Origin of the sequence: Helicobacter salomonis, assembly GCF_900197775.1 — a bacterium.
Taxonomy (GTDB): Bacteria; Campylobacterota; Campylobacteria; order Campylobacterales; family Helicobacteraceae; genus Helicobacter; species Helicobacter salomonis.
This window is the reverse complement of record NZ_FZMA01000017.1, coordinates 1-6254: the sequence shown is the minus strand read 5'-3', so window position 1 is coordinate 6254 and position 6254 is coordinate 1. Positions and strand designations below refer to the sequence as shown.

Annotated in this window: 3 protein-coding genes and 3 pseudogenes; 5 read left to right on the top strand and 1 reads right to left on the bottom strand. The window is 42.0% G+C overall.

Translation table 11 applies throughout. The features are described from left to right. Nucleotides 1-519: 519 nt before the first annotated feature. Nucleotides 520-1296, top strand: a pseudogene (locus tag C6H04_RS03650) (DNA-methyltransferase); the annotation flags it as partial. A 152-nt stretch (nucleotides 1297-1448) separates the two neighbouring features. Here the strand turns inward: C6H04_RS03650 and C6H04_RS03645 are convergent. Then, nucleotides 1449-1856, bottom strand: a pseudogene (locus C6H04_RS03645) (endonuclease); the annotation flags it as partial. A gap of 29 nt (nucleotides 1857-1885) precedes the next feature. Here C6H04_RS03645 and C6H04_RS03640 point away from each other — a divergent pair. From C6H04_RS03640 to C6H04_RS03615, 4 genes and pseudogenes are all read left to right on the top strand, one after another. Then, nucleotides 1886-2617: a beta-1,4-N-acetylgalactosamyltransferase gene (locus tag C6H04_RS03640; protein WP_104732355.1), complete on the top strand. Its 732-nt coding sequence runs from the start codon at nucleotides 1886-1888 to the stop codon at nucleotides 2615-2617. Between the two features lie 234 nt (nucleotides 2618-2851). Continuing rightward, nucleotides 2852-3157: a hypothetical protein gene (locus C6H04_RS03630; protein WP_104696256.1), complete on the top strand. Its 306-nt coding sequence runs from the start codon at nucleotides 2852-2854 to the stop codon at nucleotides 3155-3157. A gap of 964 nt (nucleotides 3158-4121) precedes the next feature. After that, the gene (locus C6H04_RS03625; protein WP_104732354.1) at nucleotides 4122-4772 is read left to right on the top strand and encodes an IS607 family transposase; all 651 of its coding nucleotides are present in this window, start codon (nucleotides 4122-4124) and stop codon (nucleotides 4770-4772) included. Beyond that, nucleotides 4747-6030: pseudogene (locus C6H04_RS03615) on the top strand (RNA-guided endonuclease InsQ/TnpB family protein). Before C6H04_RS03625 ends, C6H04_RS03615 begins: the two are co-directional and overlap by 26 nt. Nucleotides 6031-6254 lie beyond the last annotated feature (224 nt).

Here is a 6254-nt window from a genome sequence, read left to right as displayed (position 1 = left end):
CCGAACGATTGCTCTAGCGCACTAACCCCGCCTTTGGCGGGGGCGTAACGCTCAGGACTATTGTGCCATATGGTACACATTGGGATATGTCTGCCACTCTGAACCCTTGGGCTTTCTACTATCCTGTTCCTCCATGGTCTGCACTTGACTGAGTTCCTCGTTGGTGAGACTTGTTAAAGTTTTGCACAGGTTAGCAACATTTGCATGAACCCTCTAATTGGTCACAAAGATCGCAAACAATGGACCTTTCCTCCAAGAGTCTGGGTAATTCACCGCGCAGAATTAATCGTCTAATTTGTGCTCTGAGTCACATCAGAAATGCACACGCCCAGAAATCTATCCATTTCATCATAGAATACAATTACACCATCTTTTTGTGTCAAATGAAAGGCAGCGATCAAATTTTTAGGTGCACCCCACACGAATTTGTATTCGATATTGGCGCAATTGTTATTAGTAACAAACATAACTCTAAAATTCTAAGGTAGAATAAGGCAGGACAGAGAACGAGGAGTTGTCATGCTGATCAAGGGGACTGTTTCAGACATTCTGGCGCAGGTAGAGGGTGCTAATTTTGATCTTATCATCACTTCCCCACCTTACAGTATGGGTAAAGATTATGAAAAGACGAGAAGTTTGGGGGACTATTTAACGAACTTTGAGTCCGTACTAAAGGAGCTCAAAAGGGTACTTAAAGAGGAGGGGAATATTGCATAGCAGGTGGGTAATTTCATTAAGAATAGAGAGGTCTATCCCCTAGACATCTACTTTTACCCCCCTCTTTAAAGATTTAGGCTTTAAACTTAGAAACCGCATCATTTGGAAATTTGGGCATGGTCTGCATTCTAAACTAAGGTTTAGTGGCCGTTATGAGAGTATTCTTTGGTTTAGTAAGGGTGATAGCTACACTTTTAATTTGGACAGTGTGCGCGTACCAGCCAAATATCCTGGCAAATGTCACTTTAGAGGGACGAAGAGGGGGCAATTTTCAGGCGACCCAAAGGGTAAGAATCCAGCCGATGTGTGGGAAATTATGGCTAAAGATTGGGATAGCCAAATCTGGGATATTGTTAATGTTAAGAGCAACCATGTTGAAAAACCGCCCACCCTTGTCAATTTCCCATCGAGTTAGTCGATCGCTTGGTTTTGGCCTTGAGCAATCCTGATGATCGCATTTTGGATCCCTTTGGAGGAGTGGGAACAACCTTAATCAGCGCGCTGAAAAATGACAGAAAAACGCTCTGTGTGGAGAAAGAAGAGTTGTATTACCAAATTGCCAGAGAAAGAGTGGTGAATCACCCACCCGTCTTTAGCGGGTGGGTGATTCACCGAAGTGATACCAAAAACCATCAAAAAATGTTCTCATGCATCAGCGCGCACCTAGCGCACATCTACACCCTAATGCCAAACCCTAAGCCCAAGATCATCACCTATCTCAAAACCCCCTATTACCCCATCTCTCTTTTGATAATCCTTGTACGCTCTCTCTCCCAAGCACTGGGTGGATACATTTTGTCCCATGCCTCCATCAACTGCCTCTCCGCCTTAGCCAAATTGATCCCATAGGTCTGACTCATGTGCAAGTACGCTCGTGTAATCCAGCCCTGAGAATAATCAGCAGGGTAGGAGCGCCTCTCTTTAAAGTCCGTATAGACCTTACAGTTCCTACATTGGGTGTATTGTGTATTCTTAGGGGCTTGCGCATAACTAAAATTGCTCCGATCCCCGTTAACTTCTCCCACAGCAGGCACGAGATTGAACATATCTGCTTCCATCTTGGCAAAGGTAGGGTCTTGCTCACACGCTTTGCGTCCTCCCTGTCTCCAACGGGCCAAATGTTTACCAAGGTTTTCTGCGGCGCACAAAGCACTGATGTAAAAAGTTCATACTAATCCACATTAAAAATGAGATCGCTACTCTGGAAACCTGCCTATACTCTATTTTGCCAGCCATTCAACGGGGTGTAATCGGCTATAATGATTGCGATGACGGGAGTGCAGAATTGATTTTAGACTTCTGTCAAAAATTTCCCACTTTTGTTCCAGTGGCCTATCCCTATAAAATTACAATTAAAGATCCTCAGGATTTTCATCACCAATTTTACTACTATTGTAACTATGTCCTCTCTTTTATTCCTAAAAACGAATGGATAGTTAAAATTGATGTGGATCACATTTATGATGCTAAAAAACTTTACAAGAGTTTTTATAGCATTTATTATAAGGACCAGATACTAAGTTATTCTAGAATCCATTTTCTAGTTAAAGATGGGCGAGTTTATGTGCACAATATTTACGATTTTGGATGGCTTGAATCTCATGGAGACCAGAACTTGCACTGCAATCGAAATTGTGAGTTTAGAGTGTGGAATATAGATAGTGCATGTGCTGAAAAACAGAACTTTAAGAATAAAATTTTTGTTGGGGATTCAGAGCTCACTCAATGGCACTTCCCTTTTATCAAAAAAGCTCGTATTCATATGGTTGATAGCCTAGAGTGGATCACCCTAGAGGAATTCAAAACCCACCACGCCAAACTGTTAGGCAACAAAATCGATCCAGACATGCTTGATGAAAAACGCATCTTAGAAATCTATGCCCAGTTCAAACAGGTTTAGTTACGAGAGTATTGTTTGCACAGCGCATCCAAGATCGCATGGATGAGTTTGGGGGTATTGTCCTCACCATGGGTTTTGGAGTGGTGACAACATCAAATGTTAAGTATTTGTACACAACACGCAGATATTTGCATGCTTTCTTCATAATTTAGACTTTGTGCCGATCATGGGGGCTTACGGATGATTGTGAACTTTTGCATTAGGATGTAAATATCTTGGGCTCTAGGGATGTCTATGAATACTTTGGAAGCGGTGTTATGGGGCGTGTTGCTGTGCACGGGTGTGTTATGGTTAGGGGTTTTAGCCATGGTGCTAAGGACGAGTGGGAGAGGCGACTTTAGAGCCTTACAGTGGATGGCATTTTGGGGTTTCTATGCGCAGGTGCTGTGTGCAAGCTGTGGAATTGTGATCGACTTGTGTTGTATGTTTTTTGGACATGCATACCCCAAGCTTTGGCCCTTTATGGAATTGCTAGGATTGCTAGGAGTGGGGATGATTGGATGTTGGCTGTTTTGGCATGGAAGGGTGGAGAGAGACTAGAATCGAGCTTGGAAGGGGCTTGCTTGAGAATGGGTTGGCATAGGTTTTGGGGATTTTGCCAGCCACGCCGTAAAGCCCCTAGCTTTAGCTATGGGGATAGTTGGCTAGCACCAGCATGGCTGTGCTAATATTTGTGCAATCAAGGGGTAATACCCTTGGGGTTGGGGCATCAACCTTTGGAATAGGGAGTGTAAGACTCCAAACGGAGCTGTCCTGCTTGAAGCCGCGATCTCCACTAAAGTTAGAATCCCCTGACTTTGGTTATGGGAGAGTATGTCAAGCCTGTCTCTCTACAGTGGCCATGTTTAGCCAATGAGATTGCTACCACGACCTTGTGCGCTTGTTTGTCCAGTTCGCTAAAGCTCAATTGGATAGGCTTGGTCATTTGTGAGGCGCCCAAATGCCAAGGCATTTGGGTTTGCTTGGCTGATGTTGCCTGTAGGGGAGAGTTTGCTTCTCATCTTGTGTTCCTATAGTAGGGATTTTATAGAGTTTGAGTTCTAACGCATTCCTCGAACACGGTGCATTTGCAGAGTAGGATTTCTGCCAAAGAGTTTTAAAAACTTGGTAAGGTTTCGTTGCGGTTTTGTTAAGTCTTAGGTTTAAATCACACTGGATACAATGTCGAAGACAACATAGTACGTGTCAGGTGAATAGTTTTTTTATGGTCGCACTTGTTTGTTACCACTGCTTCGTGATGAGCGAGAATGAACTTCACGCTACTATTGGAATAACCAGCGTGCTTTTGAAGCGTTTGCATTAAGGAGAGAAAAGGTGTTTAAGGCATTTCGTCGATTGCTTAGAGGAATAAAGAAACAAGTTGGACGCACATTAGATCGATATTTGGAGTCAAGATTGGGCACTTCAATTAGGGCTTGAAACAGCAACTTAAATTCTATAAAATCCTATAATTATCTATAAATTTTTTATATATTTCTAAGTTTATCGGTGCTAGCATGTTGGCATGAATAATTTACTATCCATAGGACAAGCGAGTAAGGTTTTAGGTGTCAGTATCCAAACTTTGAGAAACTGGGAGAAAAGAGGCTTGCTAAAACCCGACAACTATACAAAAGGTGGGGAGCGTAGATACAAGCTAGAGAGTCTTAAAAATATCAACAAAAACATTGTTTTTCATAACGATAAGCGCAAAACCATCGCCTATGCCCGTGTTTCTAGTGCCGACCAAAAAGAGAATTTAATCGCTCAAGTGCAGGTTTTGGAGTTGTATTGTTCTAAGTTGGGCTTTAATTACGAAGTGATCCAAGATTTAGGCTCGGGAATGAATTACTATAAAAAAGGCTTAACCAAACTTCTCAACTTTATCCTAGAGAGCCAAGTCAAAAGGCTTGTTTTGACCCATAAAGACCGCTTGTTACGCTTTGGAGCGGAGCTAGTGTTTGCTATCTGTGAGGCTAAAGAAGTGGAAGTTATTGTTATTAATCAAGGCGATGAAAATGTCCGCTTTGAGGAGGAACTCGCTAAAGATGTGTTGGAAATCATTACCGTGTTTTCTGCTCGGTTATATGGTGCACGCTCACGCAAAAATAAAAAGTTGCTAAACGAGATACAATGTGTGGTAGAAAACAATGTTTGCCCTAACCCACAAGATTGAACTACAGCCTAACAACAAAGCCCAAACCCATTTTAAAAAGGCTTTTGGGTGTGCTAGACTTGCCTAAACTTAAGGACTTGCGAAGTGGAGAGAAAACTACAAAAACGGCATTAAATCTAACCACTTTGCCCTAAAGAAAGAATTTAACGCTTGCAAAAAAGAGAAGTTTCCCTTTGTCTATGAAGTTACCAAATACGCTACAGCACAGCCCTTTAACCACTTAAATCTAGCTTTTCAAAAGTTCTTTAAAGATTTAAAATTGGGTAAAGTCAGCTATCCCCGTTTTAAACGCAAAAGAGAATATCAAGGGAGCTTTTACATTGGGGGCGACCAAGTAAAAATCATTCAAGGCGACAAAAAGGATTATATCAAAATCCCCAACTTGCCTAAAATCAAAATGACCGAAAAACTAAGATTTAAAGGCAAAATCAATGGGGCGACCATCACGCAAAGAGGCAATAAATTCTATGTTTCAATCCAAACAGACATTACACAAGAGGAGTTTGAGCGCACACATAAACCCATAGCAAACAACCACACTCTAGGCATAGATACAGGAATAAAGGCTTTTGCTAGTCTATCTAATGGCTTACAGATACAAGCACCCAAGCCCTTAAATAGGCTGACAAGAGCGCTCAAAAGACTTAGCAGACAACTTAGTAAAAAACGGCATTGCAAAACCAAGAATGACGGAGTTAAGAAGTCGCGCAATTATCTTAAAGCTGTCTTACGCCTAAACCGCCTACATACACGCATTGCAAACACCCGTAACGACTTTTTACACAAACTTAAGCACCGCCCTAGTCAGGCACGCTAAAACCCTTTGTATGGAGAGTTTAAAAGTAAAGAATATGCTTAAAAACTCTAAACTAGCTAAGGCTTTAAGCGATGTCAGCATCTCTGCTTTTAACACCCTTTTGGAGTATAAGGCGAAGTGCTATGGGCGGGAAATCTTGCGAGCCGATGTCTTTTACCCCAGCTCTAAAACTTGCTCTAGCTGTGGCAGTGTGAAAAAAGACTTAACCCTAAGCGATAGAGTTTATCAGTGCGGGGCGTGCGGTGCTGTGGTGGATAGAGATTTTAACGCAAGTGTCAATCTTGTCAAGCATTTAGTAAGTGGAGTTCCCGCTGAATTAGCCTAGCGGACATGACGGCTCTACTAGGCGATTTTGCAAAGAATGGCTTAGTAACCAGCATGGTGGAAACAGGAACACAACAAAAACCGCTAAGATTTTTTTCTATTGATAGAATTTTATAGGATATTATGCGGTTTTATAGGTTTGTAGGAACGGAGATTGTTAAGTTGTGGATCAAGGATGATCGGTATGCTAAACCTTGAGATAGGAGTCATGAAAAATTTATTTTTAATGCTTAGTTTGTGCCTTTCTTGGCACAGTCTATACGCCTTAGAACTCAAAGAGGCGCAAGTAATGGTGAAAAAATGGGTGGATGATTATTGGAAAGATTCGGATGGGATAAAAG